The sequence below is a fragment of the Streptomyces sp. NPDC031064 genome (genome assembly GCF_055570965.1).
Genome location: NZ_JBVIGF010000004.1, coordinates 315,512 through 337,269, shown reverse-complemented (window position 1 = coordinate 337,269; position 21,758 = coordinate 315,512). Strand labels below are relative to the sequence as shown.

Genomic DNA, 21,758 nt, shown 5'->3' with positions numbered 1-21,758 from the left:
TAGCGATCAGTGAGGAAGACCGTGTCCGACCCCGCGCGCCCCTCCCTGCCCACGAGCCCCACAGCCCGGGTGTCGCCCGCCGACTGGGCCGTCGCGGCGGCCGCGTCCCTGGAGCTGCTCACCCTCGTCGGCGCCCTCGACGCCGAGTCCGCCGCCGTGTGCCCGCCCGCCCTGCTCGGGCTCGTCCTGCGCCGCCGGTTCCCCGTCCTGGTCCTGCTGGCGACCCTGCCGTCCATGGCCACCGGCCACCTCTGGCTGGCCCCCATGATCGCCATGTTCACCGTGGCGTCGGAGCTCTCCCGCCGCCCGGCCGTCATCGGCTGCGCGGCGGCGGTGTTCGCGTCGGCCATGTGGTGCGGGCTGGCCGCGGAGCCCGGCATGACCTGGTCCGACCACCTCATCACCGTCCAGATCGCCCTGATGTTCAGCATCGGGCCGACCGGCCTCGGCCTGCTCGCCCGCACCCGCTCCGAACTGCGCTCCCGGCTCGCCGAACTCACCGAGAGCCAGGCGCGCGGGCGGCGGCTGGAGGCCGAACAGGCCGTGGCGCGCGAACGCGCCCGCCTGGCACGGGAGATGCACGACACCGTCTCCTACCACCTGGGCATCATCGCGGCCCAGGCCGGAGCCCTGTGGGCCACCGCCCCCGACGACACCGTCCGGGAGGACGCCGAGACGATACGCCGCCACGGCGCCGACGCCATGCGGGAACTGCGCGACGCCGTGGGGGTGCTGCGAGGAGGCGGGGCCACCGGCCCGGAGGACGACGCGGGCCACGCCCGCCTGGACAACCTCCCCGGCCTGGTCGACGACAGCCGGCTCGGCGCCACCCTGGAGCTGACCCTGCCGGACGACGGCGCGCAGTGCGCGCCCGCCGTCGAGCGGGCCGCCTACCGGACCGTGCAGGAAGCCCTCACCAACGTACGCAAGCACGCCCCCGGCGCCCCGGTCACCATCTCGGTGGGCCCCTCCGAACGGCACGACACCCTCGTCGTCGAGGTCCGCAACGGCGCGGCCGCCGCCCCGCCGGCCGCCGTTCCCTCCAGCGGGTTCGGGCTGCGGGGGCTGAAGGAGCGCACCGCCCTGGCCGGCGGCCGGCTGGAGGCCGGGCCCACCGGGGACGGCGGCTTCCTCGTCCGCGCCGTACTGCCGCTCGCTGCCGGCACCAGGACGCGTCAGGCGGCGTCCCGCTCGTACACCGACACGTGCCGCAGGCTGGAGGCCGTGTAGGGCGCGCCCGTCCAGTCCTCGAAGCGGTCCACCAGCCGCAGCCCCGACAGCTCGGCCAGCAGGTCGATCTCGAACGGGAAGGCGTAGCGCAGGACGTGCTCCCGGGTCTCGGGCGGCCCGCCGTCGATGATGGTGTGCGTCCCCAGCATCAGTTGCTGCGAGCGGTCCACCGTGAGGGTGTCCAGCATGATGGCGCCCTCGTCGAGGTGGCGCATGGAGAAGTCCGGCTTGTCCATGGTGTGGTACGGGGCCGGGTCGAACGCCTCCAGGACGAACCGGCCGCCCGGCGCGAGCTGTTCGCGCACCAGCCGCAGGCAGCCGAGCTGCTCCTCCTTGGTGATCGCGACGAAGAACGTGTTGAGCACCAGGGTCACCACGTCGAAGGTCAGGCCCGTGCCCTCCTCGGTGAAGTCGCCCAGGACCGTGGTCACCGCGCCGTCCGGGTCGCGCTCGCGCAGTCGGGCGAGCATCGCCTCCGAGCCGTCGATGCCGTGCACCCGCAACCCGCGCTCGGCGAGCGGCACCGCGATCCGGCCGGTGCCGACGCCGACTTCGAGGACGCGGCCGCCCGCCGGTGCCAGGTCGGCGATGAAGTCCACGGCCAGGGCGGTGTCGTGGTCGATGGGGTACATCCGGTCGTACACGCTCGCCAGCTTCTGGTCGTACAGCGCGTTGCCGAAGGTCATGGGTGTCTCCACAGGGGTCGGGCCGGCCGGCCCGGCCGCCTCAGTGAGACGCCGCCATGGCCGGCGGGTGGGATGAAGAGGACGAAGAGAGTGCAGAGGGGGAAGAGGAGGAAGAGGCGGAAGAGGCGGCGGCCGAGAGGCTGTGCGCCAGCACCGCCGCCTGGACCCGGTTGGCCAGGCCGAGCTTGGCCAGGATCGCGCTGACGTGTTCCTTGGTCGTGGACGGGCTCATCAGCAGCCTGCGCCCGATGTCCGCGTTGGTGAGCCCCTCGGCGAGCAGCTCCAGCACCTGGTGCTCCCGCTCGGTGAGGGTGTCCAGGCGCGGGTCCCTCGGCGCCGCCGGCTGCGGACCGCGCTCCAGGTACCCGTCGACCACGACCCGGGCCGCCGCCGACGACAGCACCGTGCCGCCCGAGGCCAGCACCCGTACCGCGTCGGCCAGTTCGTGCGGGGTGGCGTCCTTGAGGAGGAAGCCCGACGCACCCGCGCCCAGGGCCGCCGCGATGTCCTCGTCGGCCGAGAAGGTCGTCAGGACGGCCACCGGCGGCCTCGGCGAGCGGGACCGGAGGGCGGCCAGTACGGACAGGCCGTCGACGTCCGGCATGCGCAGGTCCAGCAGGACCACGTCCGGCCGGTGGGTCTCCACCGCTTCGACGGCGCCCCGGCCGTCACAGGCGGCGGGCACCTCGATGTCCGGTTCGCTCTCCAGGATGCGCTGCATGCACGACCGCAGCAGGATTTCGTCGTCGACAATCAATACGCGGATCATCACGCCCCCTTGCGAGCGGCCTCCCCGTTCGGCCGCTTGGCGCGATCAACATACCAATCGTGCCGGAGGGCTTGATTCAGCCGAGACGTCCGGTCAGACGCGTGCCGCCATGGTGTCGGTGATGAGCTTGACCAGCGCCGGGTCCCAGGTCGGCACCAGCAGCTCCACCGTCCCCGCGCCCGCCGCCTCGCAGACGACGGTCGTGCCGCCCCGGCCGCCGCCCGTGGCGACGTCACCGGGTGAGGTCAGGCGCAGGTTCTGCGCACCGGTGCGGTTCAGCACGGCACCCGCCCGCGTCAGCGTCAGCTTCCCGCGCCGCATGGCGCCCGGGCCCTCGGCGCGCACGCGGTAACGGCAGCGCAGCACCGCACCCTCACCGCGCCGGAAGGACGCGATGCGCCGGGCGGAGACCGACTTGTCGAAGGTCCTGCCGAACAGCCACAGGGCCAGGTCCATCAGGCAGTGCAGGGCGAATTCGAGCAACAACAGCATGCGACCGCTCCTCAGCTAGAACGAATGGGTGTCGTCCGACGCTGGTCGGGCGTCGGCCCCACGCGGGCCGGGCGTGCCCGCACCGCGTCCACGATGTCCCGCACGTCGGTGAGCGCCGCCTCCACGCCCTCGGTGAGCAGGACCCCCGCACAGCTCAGTGCGATATCCGTCGCCCCCGCCTCACCGTAACCGGTGAGCCGTTCGGCCACTTCCTCGGGTGTGCCGTAGCAGAACACGCCGCCGTCGACGAGCGCGCCCGCCCCCGCCCACGGGTCGGAGGCGTCCACGTCGAGACCGGCCGTGCGCAGCATGGCCGCGTAGTGCTCACCGCCGAGGTGGAGCTCGTGCGCGGCGAACGCCAGTCGCCTGGCGTCCCGGCCGGGCCTCCGCACCGCGCACGGCACGATCGACGTCACCCGGGGCACCGCCCGCTCCCGTGACCGGGCGCCCCGCTCCAGCGCGGGCAGGAGCTGCTCGCGGAGGTAACCGGCGGGCGTCAGCAGCGTGATGGCCACGTCGGCGACCTGCCCGGCCGTGTACGCCATGCGCGGTCGCAGCACGCCCACGCCGAGCGACACGGGCGGGTGCGGCACCTGGAGCAGCGCCTCGTCGAGGCCGACGTACCGGCCGCGGAAGTCCACCGGCTCGCCGTCCAGCAACTGCCGTACGACCGTGAGGTACTCGGCGATCGCCGTGCGCGGGCTCTCGTAGGGCTCGCCGCGCAGCGCGGTGACGAACTCCGGGTCGCCCGTGCTGAATCCGGCGACCACCTCGGTGCCGGTGAGCAGCGCCAGGGAGCGCGCCTGGACGGCGGCGTCCAGGGGGTGGCGCAGCGCGGTCAGGGAGACGCTCGTCCCCACCGGCACGGTGAGGCCGCGCCCCGCGAGGTACGCGAACGCCTGGTGGGTGTCGACGAGCACCGACTGGCCCATGAACAGGCGCCGCATCCCCAGGTCGCGCACGGTGGCGGCGAAGGCGGCGACGTGGTCGGGCTCGTACGCCATCAGGGGATACATCAAGGAGAGCTTCACTGGGTCTTCCGTGGTCGTCATGAGGGAGTGGGGAGGTAGGCGTCGGCCTGGAGGCGGAAGAGGCGGGCGTACGTGCCGTCGCGGGCCAGCAGCTCCTCGTGGGTGCCCTCCTCGATGAGCGAGCCGCCCTCCATCACGAGGATCTTGTCCGCGATGCGTACCGTGGAGAACCGGTGCGAGACGACCAGCGAGGTCGCCTGCCCGCAGATGGTGCGCAGCCGGCCGAAGATGTCCGCCTCCGCCTCCGGGTCGATGGCTGCGGTCGGCTCGTCGAGGACCGCGATGGGCGCGTCGCGCAGGAAGGCGCGGGCGAGGGCGATCTTCTGCCACTGCCCTCCGGACAACTGCTGCCCGCCCTCGAAGTGCCGCCCCAGCGTGGTGTCGTACGCCTCGTCGAAGCGCTCGACGAACCCGGCCGCGCCACTGGACTCGGCGGCGGCCCGGATGCGGGCGGTGTCGTCGAGGTGCTCGACGCGCCCGAAGCCGATGTTGTGCCGTACGGGCAGCTCGTAGCGGATGAAGTCCTGGAAGACGACGCCGATGTTCCGTTGCAGGTCGGTCGTGTCGTACTCCTCGATGGGCACGCCGTCGACGAGGATCTGCCCGCTGGTCGGTTCGTACAGGCGGGAGAGCAGCTTGACGACGGTGCTCTTGCCCGCGCCGTTCTGGCCGACGATGGCGCAGCAGGTGTTGGCCGGGATGAAGCAACTGAAGCCGTCGAGGGCGACCCGCTCCGTCCCGGGGTAGCGGAAGGTGACGTTCCGGAACTCGATGCCGTGGACGAGCCGCCGGGGGAACGGCCGCGTCCCGCCGGTGATCCGCCCCTCCGGCAGCGAGAGGTAGTCGAAGAGGTTCCCCGTGAACAGCGTGTTCTGGTACAGCGTCGCCACCCCGAGCAGCAGCCCGGACGCCGCCGCGTGCACGGCGCCCAGCGCCTGGATGTACCCGGCCAGCTCACCGACCCGGCCGGTGGACGTGGTGGAGCGCAGCGCGAAGACCAGCGCCCCGGACGAGGCGAGGACCGAGACCAGTCCGAGCGCCGCCGACCAGGCGTGCCGGCGCCGGGCCAGCGAGCGGTCCACCCGGAAGAAGCCCCGCACCAGCGAGCGGTACCGGTCCACGAAGTACGGGCCGAGCTGGTACAGCTTCACCTCCTTGTACGAGGAGTCCGTCGTCGTCAGGTCCTGGTAGTAGAAGGCGCGCCGCCGGTCCTGGGCGCGGTGGTACTCGATCGCGTAACCGCGCTTGCTGAAGACGATGTGCGCGGCGAGCGCGGGCAGCGGCGCGAGCAGGATGGCCAGGGCGAGCCAGGGGTTCCAGGCGAACAGCACCGAGCTGACCATGACCAGGGACGCCAGCGAGGTCAGCGTCCGCATCATCTCGTCGAAGACCTCGAACGCCGTCCCGCTGCCGCTCTCGCGCAGCGCGCGCTGCAACCGGTCGTAGGACTCGGGGTCCTCGTAGGCGCTCAGGTCCATCCTGGTGCCCTTGACCATGACGCGTTCGCCGATCTTGGCCGAGAACTCCAACTGGAGCAGCGTGTTCAGGTACTGCGCGCCGGACGACACCACGTGCTCCGCCACCGCGAGCAGGACCAGCCCGGTCCCGGCACGGGTCAGCCGGTCCATGGCTCCCGGTACGCCGGTGAAGGCGTCGGCGACCGCCTGGACGGCCCCGGCGGTCAGCCAGATGCCCGCGGCCGGCACGGCGGCGGTGAGCAGGGTCAGCACCGCGAAGGCGCCGACCCGCGCCGGGCTCAGGCCCCAGAAGGTGCGCAGCGCCAGCCACCAGTAGCGCAGGTCGCGCGAGAGCCGCCGGTTCTCCGCCAGGGACTCGGGGGTGTCCTGGTCAGTCACGGGGCCTCCCCCGCAGGCAGCTCAGCACATGGCCCCACACCAGGTAGCAGCGGTTCTCGGCGGGCCGGTCCATCGGCAGCAGCCGGTTGACCTGCATGTGCGCCAGGCTCGCCAGGATCGCGTCACGCGTCCCCCACAGCGTGCCCGCCGCCTCCGCGTCGGCGACCGCGTGCGCGGCCCGGCGTACGGCGTCGGCCTGCCGGTCCAGGACGGCGGCCAGCCGCTCGTGGTGGGCGCGGCCGAGCGGGTGCGGGCGGCGGTCCCACGGGGCGAGCAGCTCGCACAGGTAGTCCCGGTCCTTCTTGTACCGCTCGCGCGCCTGACTGTCCTCGGCCGGCCGGGGCATGGCGGCCAGCCGCTCCCGGACGTCGAGGCCCCACTGGGCGTACAGGGCGTCCACGGCGGCGATGGTGACCGCCTCGGGCTCCAGTTCCCCGTCCCACACCAGCCGCAGCAGCTCGGTGCTCACCTCGCTGTTGGCCTCGAAGAACCGCTCGACGGCGTCGTACGCCGCCGGGCCGCCGTACCGGCTGATCTCGGGGTGGTACGTGGCCAGTTCGAGCCGGGACGCCAGGCCGCGCCGGACCAGGGACTCGCCCCAGACGAGGAGCGTGTGCGCCGCCGTTCCCGACTGGCAGGCGGACCAGGTCCGCACCCTGATCCGCACGTGCGGGTCGGGGTCGGCGTACCGGATGTAGAACCACCGGTCGAGGTCGACCGCCCCGCGCAGGTCCCGGACCAGCACGGGCAGTTCGTTGGCGGCGATCTCGTCGTGCAGGTCCCGGGCCGCGTACAGCTTGAGGTACGACCAGGCGGAGCCGGGCAGGTGGCTGACGTGCGCGGCGGGGTCGGCCTTGCGGGCGATGTCCACGGCCTCCGTCCGGGCCGCCTCGGGCTCCTCCGGTACGGAGATGAGCGGGATCACCACCTCCGACAGGTAGCCGCGCCCTTCCGCGTCCCGCAGCCACAGCTCGTCGTCCGCCGGCCCGGGCAGCGCCTCCTGGACGGTCACCGCACCGGTGGCCGCGCGGAGGTCGGTGAGCAACTCGGCGACGCACGCCGGGTGGTCCAGGTCCAGCAGCAGCCGGTTGTCGTCGTCGGCCAGGTAGACGTGGCGCGGCACGTTCCACCGGCGCCGCCACCGGTCCACGTCGCCGGCCGTGCGCGGCACGTCACCGTCCTTGGGGTGCAGCGTCCACTCGGCCGCCCGCACCACCACCCGGCCGCGCACGACACGGGGCAGGTACGGGGCGCCCTCCACGGGGCCCCAGGTGAACCCGGCGGGGACGCGGTAGCGGGACCGCGACACCTCCAGCAGGAAGCGGCACACGTTGGGCGCGCCGAGCGGGCTGAGCATGTGGTTCTGGACGACGACCAGTTCACGGCCCAGGCGGGCCGAGTACAGCCGCAGCCCGTCGTCGGTGGCGCCGACATGGATGTCCGCCAGGTCGATGACGTACTCGGGGGCCACCGAGGCGGTGACGTTGACCGGTATCTCGTGGTCGTGCACGGCCGGCCGGATCGCCACGTTCGCGCCGCGCCCGTGGGCGGGCACGTACGACAGCTCGGCGAACACGACGTCCGGCTCCAGGGCCTCCCGGGCGCGGGCGTAGGCGCGGAGGCGGTCGGTGACCGACGCGTCGAAGAGGTGGAAGAACCGGCCGAAGGTGCGCCCGCCCTCGCCGAGCCCGTCGCTGTTCAGGACCGCGCGCCAGCGGCCCTCCTCGATCGCCCCGGGGCCGGCCGCCTGGATCTGTACGTACGCGTCGACGGCGGGACACGTCGTGCGGGAGCCGGTGTCCTCCGGGCCGGGCGGCAGGAGCCCGTCCAGCACGGCGTCGGTCAGCTCGACCTCCTCCGCGCCCCGGCGCCAGGCATCGGCGGCGAGCGCCACGAGCGCCCGCGCGGTGTGCTCGGAGCCGCTGCCGCCCGGCTGGGCCATGACCATGGCGCGGGGCGGGTTCATATAGCCGTTGGGGGCGTCCAGACCCCGCTCGGGGCTGAGGAGTTCGAGTACCGGTACGAGGGCGTCGGAGCCGTACCGCTCCAGGAACGCCTGGTGGTACGGGACGAGGTGCTCGTACCCACCGGGGTCGGCCACGCTCAGCCGGGCCAGGCAGCCGACCGCCTCCGCGACCTCGTCGGCGACCTGTGCGCCCAGCCGCGTCCCGGTCAGGCCGAGGCGCGAGTCGACCTGGAACGGCTGGGCCTTGTAGTCGGGGACCAGCGCGCGCTGGGTGGCGCGAAGCCGCTCCAGGGTGCCGGTGTCCCCGGCGGTGGCCCGGCGGGTCAGCTCCACGACCTCGCGCAGCGGAGCGGTGGTGGCCTCGGGGAGGCCGGCGGCGACGAGACGCCCGAGGACGTGCTCCTCGGGGCGCGGGTCGGTCACGGCCGGGCGCAGGTCGGTGACGAGGAGGCCGAGCTCGACGAGTTCGGTGACGAACGCGGTGGTCCGCTCGGGGCCCGCCTTGGGGAACCGTTCGTTCAGCTCCGCCACCACACGGGCGAACGGCACGGGCGCCTTGGCCACGTGCCGGACGTGGTCCAGCGCCGCCGTGGCGCGCACCCGGACCGAGCGGCGGTCCGCCTTGCCGTGGACGTCCGACGACGGCAGGACGAGCCGGTCGCCGACCTGGTGGGCCATGGCGTTCATGGTGACGTTCAGCAGGGCCAGGTTCCCCGGGTCGGACTCGACCCGCTTGATCAGGGCGAGGAGCCAGCCCATGTCGGCCCGTACGCGGGCGGCGGCGACGGCCGTGCTCTCCAGCGACGCGTCCGTGCGGTCGCCGAACTCGCCCACGGCCACCCCGGAGAAGGCCCCGAAGGGGGTGGGCCGGGTGCTCATGCGGGTGAGGTAGCGAAGGGCGCGGGAGAAGACCCGCCGCCGGCTCTTGTCGTCGCCGGCCTGCTTGGCGAGCCCGTCGAGGAGCCCACTGCCGGCCGCCACCAGCCCGTGACGCACCCGCTCGTCGTCGGCCGGCGCCCGGAGCGGCCCGTCCGGCGTGGCGAGGGCGGTGTGCCAGGCGTCCACCGGGAGTGCCGGTGCCCGCAGCAGGCAGAAGTCGAGGGCGTCGTACCGGGGCATGGCGTTGATGGGAAGTCCTTCGCTGTCACGTATCGGCGGCGGTGGCGCCGGGGGCGGTCGCGGGGGGCGGGTGGCGCGGGTCACCGGGGGCGGCGCCGGGGGCGGTGCCTGGGCCGGGGGCGTCGCTGGGGCGGTCGCTGGGGCCGAGGGGCACCAGGGGCGGTCGCGGGGGTCGGGTGCCGGGGCGGCGCCGGGGGCGGGTGGCGGGGGTCACCGGAGTCGGCGCCGGGGCGGTGCCTGGGACGGGTGCGTCGCTGGGGTGGTCATGGGGGGAGCAGCGCTTTCCACCAGGTGGGCCGGTGGCCGGTGACGATCGCCCGGAGCGTCATGGCGATGCCCGCCGCGCCGGTCAGCAGGCCCGGGTTGTCGACCAGGTGGCCGGTGGTCTCCCGGTCGCGGAAGACCAGCGGGTGGCGCACCGGGTCCGCCGCCGCCACGAGCCGCTCCAACAGGCCGGGCAGGGCGCGGGCGGCTCCGGCACTGCCCCGCGCGGCGAACTCGTGCGCCAGGGCCGCGAGGCCGGCCACGCCGTGGCACACGGTCGGCGTGGCGTGGCCGCCGCCCCGGGCCAGTACGCCGTCGAGGGCGGCGAACGCCTCCGCCACCAGGGCGCGGTCCCCGGTCGCCTCGGCCACCGTCAGCAGGGCGGCCGCCACTCCGGCGGTGCCGTGGCACCAGGCGGGCACCGCCTCGACGCCCTCCGCCGTCCCCTCCCGCCCCTGTGCGGTGACCGGCACGGCGCGGGGCCACTGCCGGTCGCGGCCGCCGGCCGTGCCGACGCCCAGGAGCCAGTCGGTGAGGCGGGCGAGCGCCTCCCGGTGGCCGGGCCTCCGGTGCCCCTCGCGCCAGGCCACGGCGAGCGCGGCGGCCATTCCGGCCGCGCCGTGGGACATTCCGGTGTCGAGATATCCGTGCGGATACGTGACCGCGAGGTCGCCGTAAGCCGAATAGCGTTCCGGGGAAATCATCCAGCGCGCCGGAACGTCCTCACCCGATTTCGTTGCCAGCCACACGAGGTGATCCAGGCAGTGGTCGACCGCCTGTGCCACGAGCGGGGTTCTGTGGGGCGTCGTGCTCAGGTAGGCGAGAATTCCGGCGCTGCCGTAGACGAGGTCGTAGTCGTGGTCCGAGACCATGCCTTCCCGGCGGGGCCACGCCGTCTGGAGCACCTGCCGGCAGAGCCGCTCGTGGAGGGCGTGGAGGCTGGGGAGGAAGCGCGGCTCGGCCTCACAGCAGTCGGCCAGCACGAGTGCGAGTCCGGCCGTGCCGTCGAAGAGCCCGGGGTGCGTCAGCGGGTCGCGGGCCGTGGCGTCGAAGGCCGCGCGCAGGAACCGGAACGCCGCCTCGGGCCGCTCCGCGTGCAGGTGCAGCAGCGCGAGGCCCGCGTGCCCCTCGCTCAGTGAACTGCCGGACCACATGGGCAGATCGGTCTGCTCGCCCGCCCGCGCCGCGTGCGCCTCCGCGCGCTGCGGTGTGTCCAGCCGTTCCCTGACCAGGGCCGCCAGGGTGTCCGCCCGTTCGGCGAGGCCGGCGGGGAGGAGGGATACGGAATTCATGTGCGCCATGTCTGTCGGTGGCGGCGGTTCCCCCGGTGTCCGCCGGAGGAACCGCCGTTACCCTTCGGACCTTCGGACCGTCAGGCCGTCAGACCGTCAGCACTTGCCGTTGGTGCGGACCGCCGCGCAGGCAGCCGTCATCTTGATCGTCTGCTTGATGGTCTGCTTGACGACCCACTTGCTGGCGACGCGGGAAGCGACGCTGGCCACCGGGGAAAGCGACGTCTCGGCCGGGTCGGCGGAGACGGTCACGCGGGCGTCGAGGTGAAACTCGTCCATGAAAAAACAGCACCTTTTCTGCGAAAAACGGGAAGGCTGATATGCCCCCGGTGCAGAAAATTACCTACGCCGTCCGGCCCCGCGGCACCGGCCGAGTTTCCGTTTTCCCTCCCCCCGTCCGGGGGGTCCGACCGGCCGGTCGGCGGGCCTTCACCGGCCGTCACCGGGCCTGGAGGGCGTCCGTCACCGAGCCTGGAGGGCGTCCAGGGCGACGGCCATGCAGAAGGCGAGCGTGCGATCGAGGCCCGGGTCCTGGATCTTTATCGCGTACTGGTCGCGGAATCCGATCTTCCGCTCCACCGACATGACGGGCTCCCCGTCCCGTACGAAGTCGAAGTGGTAGACGAACGGCACCGGCAGCGGGAACGGCAGCACCGCGTCGACCACCTCCCAGCCCCGGCGCGCCAGCGCGATGCCCAGACTGCGCTCGGTGCCCTTGGCGGCCGGCTCCTCGTCGCCGGTTCCCTGGGTCAGGTGCCAGGTGGACCGGAGCAGAGACGCCTTGGCGTCCTTCCGGAAGGTCCCTATGGGGGCGCCGTCCGGCCCCGTCACGTCATACGTGGCGCCCAGGTCGATGACCTGCCGGGCCTTGAAGCCGCCGAGCACCTCGGAGCGGTCCTCGCCGGTCCAGAGGGTGACCTCCTCCTTGACCATGAACCGCTTCTGCTCGGCGAAGGCGACGACATCACCGCCGCCGGGATCGGTGATCACATACCGGTTCACCAGAGCGGTGATCTTCTGCGTCATCAGGAACTCGCTCGACTGCTGCATACGAGGACCGTAAGCAGCGCCGACCGGGCCGTTCGTACGCCTGAAGTCGGATCGTCCCCCCGACAAGTGGCGGGGATCAGCCGTACATCCGCCGCATGGCGAAGTCGACCATCTGCTCCACGGCCTTGGCGTCGAAGACCATCCGGTGGTCGCCCTCCATGTCGAGGACGAAGCCGTACCCGGTCGGCAGCAGATCGATCACCTCGGCGCCGGTGATCACGAAGTACTTGGACTCCTTGCCCGCGTACCGGCGCAGCTCCTTGAGTGACGTGAACATCGGGATGACCGGCTGCTGGGTGTTGTGCAGGGCGAGGAAGCCGGGGTTGTCACCGCGCGGGCAGTAGACCTTCGAGGTCGCGAAGATCTGCTGGAAGTCCTCGGCCGACAGCGACCCGGTGGTGAACGCCCGCACGGCGTCCGCGAGCGAGGGCGGCGACGGCTCGGGGTACAGCGGCGGCTGCTGCGCGTACCCCTGCTGTGGCTGGGCGTACGCGCCCTGATTCTGCTCGTACCCGTACATGCCCGTAAGCGTACCGATCCACCCCGGCCCCCCGGGCGTCCTCATCCCCATCGCGCATGCCCGCGCGTAACGCGTCACAGATCGCCCGATAGGGGTTGCTCTTATTACCGGCGGGTAGCATCATCGTAGCTACTTGCTGGTACGTCTAAGAGGATTCCGCCTCCCCGAGCCTTACGGAGCCGTCGCCATGGGGCACTACAAGTCGAATCTCCGCGACATCGAGTTCAACCTCTTCGAGGTCCTCGGGCGCGACAAGGTCTACGGCACCGGTCCGTTCGAGGAGATGGACGTCGAGACCGCGAAGAGCGTCCTCGACGAGATGCGCCGTCTCGCCGAGAACGACTTCGCCGAGTCCTTCGCGGACGCCGACCGCAACCCGCCGGTCTTCGACCCCGAGACGAACACCGCGCCGATCCCGGAGACGTTCAAGAAGTCCTACAAGGCCTTCATGGACTCCGAGTACTGGCGCCTCGGCCTGCCCGAGGAGATCGGTGGCACCACTTCGCCGCGCTCGCTGATCTGGGCGTACGCGGAGCTGATCCTCGGCTCGAACCCGGCGATCTGGATGTACTCCTCCGGCCCGGCCTTCGCGGGCATCCTCTTCGAGGAGGGCAACGAGGCGCAGAAGAAGATCGCCGAGATCGCCGTCGAGAAGCAGTGGGGCTCCACCATGGTGCTCACCGAGCCGGACGCCGGCTCGGACGTGGGCGCCGGGCGCACCAAGGCCGTGCAGCAGGAGGACGGCTCCTGGCACATCGAGGGCGTGAAGCGGTTCATCACGTCCGGTGAGCACGACATGTCGGAGAACATCCTCCACTACGTGCTGGCCCGCCCGGAGGGCCACGGCCCCGGCACCAAGGGCCTGTCGCTGTTCCTCGTGCCGAAGTTCCACTTCGACTGGGAGACCGGCGAGCTGGGCGAGCGCAACGGCGTGTACGCGACGAACGTCGAGCACAAGATGGGCCTGAAGGCGTCCAACACGTGCGAGATGACCTTCGGCGACAAGCACCCCGCCAAGGGCTGGCTGATCGGCGACAAGCACGACGGCATCCGCCAGATGTTCCGCATCATCGAGTTCGCCCGCATGATGGTCGGCACGAAGGCGATCGCCACCCTCTCCACCGGCTACCTGAACGCGCTGGAGTACGCCAAGGAGCGCGTGCAGGGCACCGACCTGGCGAACTTCATGGACAAGACCGCGCCCAAGGTCACCATCACGCACCACCCCGATGTGCGCCGCTCGCTGATGACGCAGAAGGCGTACGCCGAGGGCATGCGCGCCCTCGTCATGTACACCGCCGCGATCCAGGACGAGATCCAGATCAAGGAGGCGGCCGGCGAGGACGCCAAGTCGCTCATCGGCCTGAACGACCTGCTCCTGCCGATCGTCAAGGGCTACGGCTCCGAGAAGTCCTACGAGCAGCTCGCCCAGTCGCTCCAGACCTTCGGCGGCTCGGGGTACCTCCAGGAGTACCCGATCGAGCAGTACATCCGTGACGCCAAGATCGACACCCTGTACGAGGGCACCACGGCGATCCAGGGCCAGGACTACTTCTTCCGGAAGATCGTCCGCGACCAGGGCGCCTCGCTGAACGCCCTCGCCGAGGAGATCAAGAAGTTCCTGGCGGTCGGCACCGGCGGCGACGAGCTCGCCCCGGCCCGCGACGCGCTCGCCAAGGCGGCCGTCGACCTGGAGGCGATCGTCGGCACGATGCTGACGCACCTCACCGCCACCGGCGAGGACGTCAAGAACATCTACAAGGTCGGGCTCAACACCACCCGTCTCCTGATGGCCTCCGGTGACGTGGTCGTCGGCTACCTCCTGCTGCGCGGCGCCGCCGTCGCGGCCGAGCAACTGGAGACCGCCTCCGCCAAGGACAAGGCCTTCTACCGGGGCAAGATCGAGGCCGCGAAGTTCTTCGCCGCCAACATCCTGCCGGGCGTCTCCACCGAGCGCGCCATCGCCGAGGGCGTCGACAACTCCCTCATGGAGCTGGACGAGGCCGCGTTCTAGTCCCAGTCCGCGACCGTCCATGGCGGCCCGCTCCCCGAGTCCCCGGGGAGCGGGCCTCCGTCATTCACGGACCCCGACGCGCGTCACCGAGCCGGCCGGCCCGCGCAGACGGAGAAGTGGCTCACCCGGCACCCGCCCGACGGCACCGCCCCGCGCAGATGGACCGCCGTGCCGTCACCCGCCACGTACCACCGCTCACCGCGCGGGACGCCCGCGACGGGACGCTCGCCCGGCTCCAGCGCCACCCACCGGCCGTGCACCGTACGGTGCCACCGGGCCTGCGCCCCGCAGAACCGGCAGGTCATGAGCGAACCGGTGCGCGGCGGACGCGGCGCGGGTATGGACGCGCGCAGCGTCGCGGCGGTCACCGGCAGGATGTCCCCGAGGCGCACCGGGTCCCGGTCCGGGGTGCCCGTCGCGGCGGTCGTGCACGCCGCGCACAGCGGCATCCCCAGCGGGGCGCTCCACCGGGCCCCAGGCGTCTCGCATGCGGCACAGACGGGCGAGACGGGCGAAGTCGTCGTGGTCACCAGTGCACCTCCGGTCGCGACCGGCGAGTCAGCGGACTGCTGTCCCGCTACGTTCTCCGATAGTCGCAGCCACCACTGACAATGGGCCGTTCACGCAGGTCCCTCTCAACTGACCCGACCGTAAAGTGAGGGGCATGAGCAGCTCACCCCCCCGCTTCGACCGCGGCCACACCGACGACCTCATGACCTTCCTGGCGGAGTCCCCGACGCCGTACCACGCCGTGGCCAACGCCGGTGAACGGCTGGAGAAGGCCGGCTTCCAGCAGCTCGACGAGACCGCCTCCTGGGACGGTACGAGCGGCGGCAAGTACGTCGTCCGTGGCGGCGCGATCATCGCCTGGTACGTACCGGAAGGGGCCTCCCCCCACACCCCGTTCCGGATCATCGGCGCCCACACCGACTCGCCCAACCTCCGGGTCAAGCCGCAGCCCGACATGGGCGCGCACGGCTGGCGGCAGGTCGCCGTCGAGACGTACGGCGGAACCCTGCTCAACACCTGGCTGGACCGTGACCTGGGCCTGTCGGGCCGGCTGACGCTGCGCGACGGCAGCCACCGGCTGGTCAGCGTCGACCGGCCGCTGCTGCGCGTGCCGCAGCTCGCGATCCACCTGGACCGGCAGGTCAACGAGGGTCTCAAGCTGGACCGTCAGCGGCACATGCAGCCGATCTGGGGCCTGGGTGACGACGTCCGCGAGGGCGACCTGATCCGGTTCGTGGCCGAGGAGTCGGACGTGGCCCCCGGGGACGTGGCCGGCTGGGACCTCATGGTCCACGCCCTCGAAGCGCCCGCCTACCTGGGCCGGGACCGTGAGCTGCTCGCCGGGCCCCGCATGGACAACCTGCTGTCGGTGCACGCGGGCGTGGCCGCCCTCGCCGCCGTATCGGCCGCCGGGGACCCGGAGTTCATCCCCGTGCTCGCCGCCTTCGACCACGAGGAGAACGGCTCGGAGTCCGACACCGGCGCCCAGGGCCCGCTCCTCGGCGGCGTCCTGGAGCGGTCCGTCTTCGCGCGCGGCGGCGGCTACGAGGACCGGGCGCGCGCCTTCGCCGGGACGGTGTGCCTGTCGTCCGACACCGGCCACGCCGTGCACCCCAACTACGCCGAGCGCCACGACCCCACGCACCACCCGCGCGCGGGCGGCGGCCCCATCCTCAAGGTGAACGTCAACCAGCGGTACGCGACCGACGGCAGCGGCCGTGCCGTCTTCGCGGCGGCGTGCGAGAAGGCGGGCGTGCCGTGGCAGACGTTCGTGTCCAACAACGACATGCCCTGCGGCACGACGATCGGCCCGATCACCGCCGCCCGCCACGGCATCAGGACCGTGGACATCGGCGTGGCGATCCTGTCCATGCACAGCGCCCGTGAACTGTGCGGCGCCGACGACCCGTTCCTGCTCGCCAACGCCCTGGTGGCGTTCCTGAAGTAGCCCGCCTCGCGTAGGTGTTGCGGGGCGGGGTACCCGCAACACCTACGCATCGACGAGGAGGCGGGAATCATGGGCCTGGGTGGCTGCATCATTCTCATAGCGGTCGGGGCGATCCTCACCTTCGCGACCGACTGGGAAGCACAGGGCGTCAATCTGGACCTGGTGGGGCTGATCCTCATGGCGGTCGGCATCATCGGCGTCGCCACGTTCACCAGCATCGCCAGGCGCCGCAGGGCGGTTGTGCCGCCGGTGGCCCCGACGGTGGTCGACCCGACGGACGAGCGGCGCTACTGAGCCGTTTCCGCTCCGGGCTTCCGAGCGAAACATCCGCGAAAGGCCGTGCCTGACACCGTGTCGGCATGGTTCTGCTGGGACAACAGAGCGCCCTCGTACGCCATCGGGGGCCGAAGCGGCGGGCGTTCTGGAGCGCCGTCGCCACCGCCGTGACACTGGTGCTGGCCGTGGGCGGCTACACCATCCACACCTACGACGAACGGCCCCCATGGGGCTCGGACATCGCCTATGAGGCGGGTTTCCTCCAGGGCAACCGCATCCGCCACTACGACATGACCGGCGAGCGGGTGCGGGACCTGCTGGAGGGCGGCTGCGCCCGCATGGAGGCCGAAGGGCTCGGCGGCCGGAAGGCCACCCACAACCCGTTGGAGTGGGTGGCCGGTTGCCTGGACGGGGCGGCGGGGAAGCCGTCCCGCCGCCAGGGCCTGGCGTACTGATCCTTACTGGGCGGGCTCGTCCATTCCCGCGAGGATCAGCGGCAGCCGGTCGGCACCCGACTCGGTGACCTTCACCGGGACGCCCCAGTCCTGCTGGTGGACGTGGCAGGCGGGGTACTCGTTGGCAGGGTCGTCGTCGCAGGACGCGGCCATCGCCGACACGTGCAGCACGCCCTCGGTGACGGCCGGGTTCAGCGTCAGCTCCCGGGACAGGTCCGTGCCGGTGCCCTCGCCGGAGGCGAGCAGCTCGGGCGGCGTGGACGACACCAGGAGGCGGGTGGAAGGCCCGTACCGCTCGTCGAGCTTCTGGCCGGCCGGCGCCCGGAAGATGACGTCCAGCCTCAGCGTGCCGGGCGCGATCTCGGTCGCCTCGCGCCGCGTACGGTGCGCCACGGCGTCCACCCGCACGGCTTCCTCGGGCAGCCGCAGCCGGGTCAGCCGGTGGCGGGCCGACTCGACGACCACGATCTCGTCGCCGGCGAGCACGGCGTCGCTCGGCTCGCGCAGATCGGTCGCGAGGGTGGTGACCTCGCTCGCGACCGGGTCGTAGCGGCGCAGGGAGTGGTTGTACGTGTCCGACACGGCGACCGACCCGTCGGGCAGCGCGGTGACGCCCAGCGGGTGCTGGAGCAGCGCCTGCGTGGCCGCGCCGTCCCGGTGGCCGAAGTCGAACAGGCCGGTGCCCACGGCGGTGTGGACGGCGCCCTCGGCGTCGACCCACCTGAGGGCGCTGGTCTCGGAGTCGGCGACCCAGAGCCGGTCACCGGCCGCCGCGAGCCCCGACGGCTGGGCGAACCACGCCTCGTCCGCCGGCCCGTCGACGAGCCCCTCGTTCGTCGTGCCGGCCGCGACCCGCACGGTGCCCTTGTCCGGGTCGTACGCCCAGAGCTGGTGGACGCCCGCCATGGCGATCCACACCTCGTCCCGCCACCAGGCGACGTCCCACGGCGACGACAGGGCCACCTCGCGGGCGGGCCCGGCGGTGGGGGAGCCCTGCATCCACTGCGCTCCGGTCCCGGCGACCGTGGACACCTCACCGGAGCCGGGGTCCAGCACCCGCAGCGCGTGGTTCACCGTGTCGGCGACCACCACCCTCCCGTCGGGGAGGACGCACAGCCCCTGCGGCTCGTTGAACCGCGCCTCGTCCGCCTTGCCGTCGGCGAGGCCGCGCTCACCGGTGCCGTACCGGCGTACGACGGTCTCGCCGTCCGCCGCCAGCTCCACCACCTGGTGCCGGGTGGTGTCCGTCACCAGCAGGTTGCCGCTCTCCAGCAGGAGCGCCTTGCCGGGGAAGCGGAGGTGCGTGGCCTCGGGCTCGGGCGCCACGTAGGGCCCGTCCCCGCGCCGCAGGGTGCCCTTCGCCTCGTGCTCCGCCTCCAGCTCCTCGACGAGCCGCTCGATGGCCGTGGCGTGGCCCTCGCCGGCGTGCTGCGCGACGACGTACCCCTCGGGGTCGATGACCACGAGGGTGGGCCACGCCCGCACGGCGTACTGCTTCCAGGTGGCGAGCTCGGGGTCGTCGAGCACGGGGTGGTGCACCTCGTACCGCTCGACGGCGTCGACCACGGCCTGGTGCTCGGCCTCGTGGACGAACTTCGGCGAGTGGACGCCGACGATCACGACGGTGTCCCGGTGCCTCTCCTCCAGCTCCCGAAGCTCGTCGAGGACGTGCAGGCAGTTGATGCAGCAGAACGTCCAGAAGTCGAGGATGACGATGCGTCCTCGCAGGTCGGCGAGGGTGAGCTGGTCACCGCCCGTGTTGAGCCATCCCCCCTTGCCGGTCAGCTCGGGGGCACGGACACGGGCACGGCGGGCGGCGGGCGCGGGGGTGGGCGCCGGGACAGCGTCGTTCATGGTTCAAGCTTGCCATTCGCCCCGGGACGGCTCACAGGCCGAGGGCCTCGCAGGCCAGCTCCGTCCCCCGCACCCGTGCCTCGATCTTGGCGAAGGCCAGGTCGCGGGAGGTGGAGGTGTCGTCGGCGAACGGCGAGAAGCCGCAATCGTCGCAGGTGCCGAGCTGGTCGACCGGGATGTGGCGGGCCGCGAGCAGCACGCGGTCGCGTACCTCTTCCGGGGTCTCGACGGTGGTGCTGATCGGATCGGTCACCCCGACGAAGACCCGGACGCCGGGGCGGAGGTGCTCGGCGATGATGCGGAGCACGCGCTCGGGGTCGGGTTCGCTGGCGAGCTGGACGTAGAAGTTGCCGGCCTTCATCTGGAAGAGCTTGGGCAGCAGGCCGGCGTAGTCGACGTCCGCGCTGTGGGTGGAGTCGTGGTCGCCGCCCGGGCAGGTATGGACCCCGAGGCGGCTCCTGTCGTCCTCGCCGAACCGTCCGAGGACCTCGTTGTTCAGGGCGATGAAGTCGTCGAGCACGCCTCCGGACGGGTCCAGTTTGAGGGACAGCCGCCCCTCGGTGAAGTCGAGCTGCACGCGGTGGGCGCCCGCCTCCAGACAGCTTCGGATGTCGGCCTCGGCCTCGTCGGCGAGGTCGCGGAGGAAGGCGTCGCGCGGGTACCCGTCGATGGGCTCGCCCGGGTAGAGCAGGCTGAGGGCGGACGGTGCGATGACCGCCTGCTTGAGTGGTCGGTCGGTGTGGCGCAGGGCGCCGCGTACGTACGTCTCCGCGCGGACCTGGTAGCGGAAGGGCCCCGAGGTCAGGCGGGGCAACTGCCGGGTGTGGCCGTCGGCGAAGGGGATGACGGCGCCGTCGGGGTGGAGGGCGGTGAGCCCCGCGACGGGGTAGGTGACGAAGCTGGGCTTGGACTGCTCGCCGTCCACCAGGATGGGACAGCCGAGCTGTTCCAGCGTGGTCAGGGTCTCGGCGGTGGCCTGTTCCTGGAGCTTGGCCAGTTCGGCCGTCTCCAGTCGCCCTACGGCGTGCTCGGCGAGGGCCTCCTGCAAGGCGCGGGGCCGGGGGATGCTGCCGATCGGCTCGGTGGGGATGCTCATGATCGAGACCATAGGGCGGGGGGCGGCCCTGCCGGCCGGGGCGGGAAAGCGCCGGCTGACGCCGCGCCCGGCCCGTGGTGATCGCGATCGTCGCAGGTCACGGAGGCGGTGAGCACCCGAAGGGGTACAGGTGCGACAGGTGTGACATGTCGGGCCCCGAGGAGGGCCGGGGAAAGTTCACCCGATCGCGTGCGGTGGGGCGCCGGGCTGACGCCGCGCGACCCGGGCCGGGGCGGGTACGCGTCCCGCATGAGATACCTGGTACGCGACAAGATCTTCGCCATCGGCGACGACTACTGGATCGAGGACGAGAACGGCCGGCACGCCTTCCTCGTCGACGGCAAGGCGCTGCGGCTGCGCGACACCCTGGAGCTGAAGGACCCGGCGGGGCGGGTGCTGGTGACGCTGCGCGCGAAGGTGCTGAGCCTGCGCGGCGCGATGACCCTCGAACGGGACGGGCGCCCGCTCGCCACCGTCCGCCGCAAGCGGCTGTCGCTGCTGCGCAACCACTACCACGTGACCATGGAGGCAGGCCCGGCCCTCGAAGTCACCGGCCGCGTCCTCGACCGCGAGTTCACCGTCGAACAGAACGGCCGCCCGGTCGCGCACATCTCGCGCAAGTGGCTGACCGTACGCGACACCTACGCCGTCGACGTCGCACGCGACGACGCTGACCCGGCACTGCTGATCGCGGTGGCGGTGTGCGTGATCCGCATGGCGGAGAAGGAGTGAGAAGGAGTGACGGGCGGGGGGCGACCGGCCACCGGCCCCGGTCCACCACCGGCCCCGGTCCACCACCGGCTTCGGGCCGGCACCGGCCCGGCGCGTGGCCCGGCGCGTGGCCCGGCGCGTGGCCCGGTGGGGAGCCGGGCGCACGAGCGGGGCGGGCGGCGCCCGGGTCAGCGGGGTGGCGGCGGTGGCACGCCCAGGACGCGGTCCTTGAGGGCGGGGAAGCGCTCGCGGGTGGCGGCCACGTGGGCCGGGTCGAGGTCGACCGTGAGGACCTCCTCCGCCTCGCCCGCCTCCGCGAGGACCTCGCCCCAGGGGTCGACGACGAGGCTGTGGCCCGCCTGGGGCACGCCCGCGTGGGTGCCGGCGGTGCTGCACGCGAGGACGTACGCCTGGTTCTCGACCGCGCGGGCGCGGGCCAGCAGCGTCCAGTGCTCGCGGCGGCGCGCGGGCCAGCCGGCCGGCACGGCGAAGGCGAGGGCCCCGGCGTCGACCAGGCCACGGAAGAGCTCCGGGAAGCGGAGGTCGTAGCAGGTGGCGACGCCCAGCGGGAGCCCGGGCAGCGGCACGGTGACCAGCTCGTCGCCCGCCGACATCATCACGGCCTCGCCCTGGTCGAAGCCGAAGCGGTGGATCTTGCGGTACGTGCGGACGAGGTCGCCCGAGGGGGAGAAGACCAGCGCGGTGTTGTACAGGGCGCCGTCGGGCGCGCGCTCCACGATGGAGCCCGCGTGCAGCCACACGCCCGCGTCGGCGGCCGCCTTCGCCATCGCCTCGTGCGTCGGGCCGTGCAGCGGCTCGGCCTCGGTCTCGAACGACTCGTACGCGAAGGCTCCGACGGGCCACAGCTCGGGGAGGACCACCAGGTCGGCGACCCCACGCTGTTCGGCCACCAGGGAACTCACGCGTACCCGGCGGGAATTCGGCGATTCGTCCGGATCTACGGCGATCTGGATCAGCGAGGCGCGCACACTACCACCGTCCTGGCATTCGAGTCGTCAACACGGGCCTACGATCGTCACACGAAAGCACTGCCGGGGTGCCCGCGTGCAGCGTAACTTAGCTGCACAGCACCCAGCCCGCGTACGAACCGCCCGAGGGG

At 72.5% G+C, this 21,758-nt stretch carries 20 protein-coding genes; 6 read left to right on the top strand and 14 right to left on the bottom strand.

Annotated elements, in window-relative coordinates; genetic code table 11:
• Positions 1–21: 21 nt before the first annotated feature.
• Positions 22–1,230, top strand: a complete 1,209-nt coding sequence (locus ACZ46W_RS16870; RefSeq protein WP_468337824.1) for a sensor histidine kinase — start codon at positions 22–24, stop codon at positions 1,228–1,230.
• Here the strand turns inward: ACZ46W_RS16870 and ACZ46W_RS16865 are convergent.
• The 10 genes from ACZ46W_RS16865 to ACZ46W_RS16820 form a co-directional block, all read right to left on the bottom strand.
• Entirely contained in the window at positions 1,176–1,916 is a 741-nt protein-coding gene (locus ACZ46W_RS16865; protein WP_468337822.1) for a class I SAM-dependent methyltransferase, read from the bottom strand. The two genes, ACZ46W_RS16870 and ACZ46W_RS16865, sit on opposite strands and share 55 nt — an antisense overlap.
• A 40-nt stretch (positions 1,917–1,956) precedes the next feature.
• Positions 1,957–2,685: a response regulator gene (locus ACZ46W_RS16860; protein WP_468337819.1), complete on the bottom strand. Its 729-nt coding sequence runs from the start codon at positions 2,683–2,685 to the stop codon at positions 1,957–1,959.
• A 93-nt stretch (positions 2,686–2,778) separates the two neighbouring features.
• Entirely contained in the window at positions 2,779–3,177 is a 399-nt protein-coding gene (locus ACZ46W_RS16855; RefSeq protein ID WP_468337816.1) for a hypothetical protein, read from the bottom strand.
• Between the two features lie 11 nt (positions 3,178–3,188).
• Positions 3,189–4,193, bottom strand: a complete 1,005-nt coding sequence (locus tag ACZ46W_RS16850; RefSeq protein WP_468337813.1) for an LLM class flavin-dependent oxidoreductase — start codon at positions 4,191–4,193, stop codon at positions 3,189–3,191.
• A 32-nt stretch (positions 4,194–4,225) separates the two neighbouring features.
• Positions 4,226–6,064 (bottom strand): ABC transporter ATP-binding protein, encoded by a 1,839-nt coding sequence (locus ACZ46W_RS16845; RefSeq protein ID WP_468337809.1) that lies wholly within the window; start codon positions 6,062–6,064, stop codon positions 4,226–4,228.
• Positions 6,057–9,149, bottom strand: a complete 3,093-nt coding sequence (locus ACZ46W_RS16840) for a lantibiotic dehydratase (protein ID WP_468337806.1) — start codon at positions 9,147–9,149, stop codon at positions 6,057–6,059. The genes ACZ46W_RS16845 and ACZ46W_RS16840 overlap by 8 nt, the downstream gene beginning before the upstream one ends.
• 263 nt (positions 9,150–9,412) lie before the next feature.
• Positions 9,413–10,705: a lanthionine synthetase LanC family protein gene (locus tag ACZ46W_RS16835; RefSeq protein WP_468337803.1), complete on the bottom strand. Its 1,293-nt coding sequence runs from the start codon at positions 10,703–10,705 to the stop codon at positions 9,413–9,415.
• Positions 10,706–10,801: 96 nt separating this feature from the next.
• Positions 10,802–10,984, bottom strand: coding sequence for a hypothetical protein (locus ACZ46W_RS16830; RefSeq protein WP_126884103.1), 183 nt, complete (start codon positions 10,982–10,984; stop codon positions 10,802–10,804).
• A 183-nt stretch (positions 10,985–11,167) separates the two neighbouring features.
• Positions 11,168–11,755 (bottom strand): LURP-one-related family protein, encoded by a 588-nt coding sequence (locus ACZ46W_RS16825; protein ID WP_468337799.1) that lies wholly within the window; start codon positions 11,753–11,755, stop codon positions 11,168–11,170.
• A 76-nt stretch (positions 11,756–11,831) separates the two neighbouring features.
• A complete protein-coding gene (locus ACZ46W_RS16820; protein ID WP_468337796.1) occupies positions 11,832–12,275 on the bottom strand; it encodes an SseB family protein in 444 nt (147 codons plus the stop codon).
• 187 nt (positions 12,276–12,462) lie between these two features.
• Between ACZ46W_RS16820 and ACZ46W_RS16815 the strand changes: the two genes are divergently transcribed.
• Positions 12,463–14,289 carry an acyl-CoA dehydrogenase gene (locus ACZ46W_RS16815; protein ID WP_468337793.1) on the top strand — a complete coding sequence of 609 codons (1,827 nt, stop codon included), beginning with the start codon at positions 12,463–12,465 and terminating at the stop codon, positions 14,287–14,289.
• Between the two features lie 83 nt (positions 14,290–14,372).
• Here the strand turns inward: ACZ46W_RS16815 and ACZ46W_RS16810 are convergent, their stop codons facing one another.
• Positions 14,373–14,819, bottom strand: a complete 447-nt coding sequence (locus tag ACZ46W_RS16810) for a DUF6083 domain-containing protein (RefSeq protein WP_468337790.1) — start codon at positions 14,817–14,819, stop codon at positions 14,373–14,375.
• A 134-nt stretch (positions 14,820–14,953) separates the two neighbouring features.
• Here ACZ46W_RS16810 and ACZ46W_RS16805 point away from each other — a divergent pair, with 134 nt between their 5' ends.
• The 3 genes from ACZ46W_RS16805 to ACZ46W_RS16795 all read left to right on the top strand — a co-directional run bounded on the left by ACZ46W_RS16805 (position 14,954) and on the right by ACZ46W_RS16795 (position 16,977).
• Positions 14,954–16,246, top strand: a complete 1,293-nt coding sequence (locus ACZ46W_RS16805; protein ID WP_468337787.1) for a M18 family aminopeptidase — start codon at positions 14,954–14,956, stop codon at positions 16,244–16,246.
• A gap of 69 nt (positions 16,247–16,315) precedes the next feature.
• A complete protein-coding gene (locus ACZ46W_RS16800; protein WP_073756639.1) occupies positions 16,316–16,540 on the top strand; it encodes a DUF6458 family protein in 225 nt (74 codons plus the stop codon).
• A 65-nt stretch (positions 16,541–16,605) separates the two neighbouring features.
• Complete coding sequence (locus ACZ46W_RS16795; protein ID WP_468337783.1) at positions 16,606–16,977, top strand: hypothetical protein; 372 nt, start codon at positions 16,606–16,608, stop codon at positions 16,975–16,977.
• A gap of 3 nt (positions 16,978–16,980) precedes the next feature.
• Here ACZ46W_RS16795 and ACZ46W_RS16790 read toward each other — a convergent pair whose 3' ends face one another.
• Entirely contained in the window at positions 16,981–18,831 is a 1,851-nt protein-coding gene (locus ACZ46W_RS16790; RefSeq protein WP_468337780.1) for an NHL domain-containing thioredoxin family protein, read from the bottom strand.
• A 31-nt stretch (positions 18,832–18,862) separates the two neighbouring features.
• Entirely contained in the window at positions 18,863–19,927 is a 1,065-nt protein-coding gene (locus ACZ46W_RS16785; protein WP_468337777.1) for a cobalamin-independent methionine synthase II family protein, read from the bottom strand.
• A gap of 249 nt (positions 19,928–20,176) precedes the next feature.
• Between ACZ46W_RS16785 and ACZ46W_RS16780 the strand changes: the two genes are divergently transcribed.
• Entirely contained in the window at positions 20,177–20,659 is a 483-nt protein-coding gene (locus ACZ46W_RS16780; protein ID WP_468337774.1) for an LURP-one-related/scramblase family protein, read from the top strand.
• A 167-nt stretch (positions 20,660–20,826) separates the two neighbouring features.
• On the opposite strand, the gene ACZ46W_RS16775 is transcribed toward ACZ46W_RS16780, so the two are convergent.
• Complete coding sequence (locus ACZ46W_RS16775) at positions 20,827–21,627, bottom strand: carbon-nitrogen family hydrolase (protein WP_468337771.1); 801 nt, start codon at positions 21,625–21,627, stop codon at positions 20,827–20,829.
• Positions 21,628–21,758 lie beyond the last annotated feature (131 nt).